Origin of the sequence: Paenibacillus sp. 32O-W, from assembly GCF_007679495.1 — a bacterium.
Classification (GTDB): domain Bacteria; phylum Bacillota; class Bacilli; order Paenibacillales; family NBRC-103111; genus Paenibacillus_L; species Paenibacillus_L residui.
Map to the genome: position 1 here is coordinate 1 of NZ_VEGP01000158.1, position 1094 is coordinate 1094.

Below are 1094 nucleotides of genomic sequence, written 5' to 3' on the forward strand. Positions count from 1 at the left end.
AGTCCAGCAATGGATGAGCACCTTACCCAGTTATATCAAGGGTTTGTTTGCCAATCTAAGCTGCGAAAGTTGAGTTATTAATATCTGTTCCTCTTTCAGCAACATCACGTATACTTCTTCTCATTAGTTCCGTTTCCCCATCTGTATATAAGTAAATTTTTAGATCATACAAATTGGGATCTGTAAAGGCAACGGTCATGCCTTCCACAATATTAATTTTGTTTCCGGAAGAGACCAACTTACTCTTTGTATAGTTCGTGCCTATTGTATAAAAATCTAAACCATCTCTCATCATATGTATGTCTCTCTCTAAAGCGAATACATTATGAGCAGCAGGATGGCAAGCTGTCATTTTCTCTTGATGCTGTTCATTCTTATATTCATAACTAATTAAGGTATACTTCCTAAGATGAGGACCGATAATATAAGGATCTGTATTGATATAATTTACATTGTTATGTCCCAGAAGTTTTACAAGATTATGGGCAAACGTTGTCTTACCAGACGCACCATGACCCGATATCCCAATGATAAATCTTCTATCTTCTCCTTTAACCGAAGTGGCTATCTCATGCAAAACCCTGTCCATAATTTTCCTCCATTTGTTAGTTATGATTAAGCTATCGGATACTATAGTTTTCTTGCTTTGATTACAAAAGTTACTGGAAGCATCTTTGCTTTTTTTGCAAAATCGCTGTTATCGTCCCGGGATTGCATAATTTCGTCATCAGATTCCTCAACCATTTGCTCAATGACAAATCCCGCTTTTGCCAACGCATTCACATAGGTTGATAGTTTACGGTCCGATAATGTTAGCGTACCTTCATCAAGAGATACCGAATACCAAGATTCATCAAAATAACATTTTTTAAAAGCAAGCATATTATTTTCTGCAGCAACACATTTATGTATAGGGTGAGACCAACTGAAAATAAATACACCGTCTTTTTTAAGGTAAGAAGCGATCCGGCCAAAAGTACCCTCTAGGTCGGTGGTCCAGCCTATGGCATAAATTGAACCTGAATCCGTGACCTTTTTTTAACCCGAGTTGCTGATTTGGTATGTTGTGGATTTCTTTGGTGGTCTAGCAGGGA

At 37.6% G+C, this 1094-nt stretch carries 2 pseudogenes; both read right to left on the reverse strand.

From position 1 onward, the window contains the following. Positions 1–76 precede the first annotated feature (76 nt). Positions 77–589: pseudogene (locus FS806_RS25225) on the reverse strand (uridine kinase family protein); the annotation flags it as partial. Between the two features lie 41 nt (positions 590–630). Next, positions 631–1017 (reverse strand): annotated as a pseudogene (locus FS806_RS25230) (class I SAM-dependent methyltransferase); the annotation flags it as partial. Positions 1018–1094: the final 77 nt, after the last annotated feature.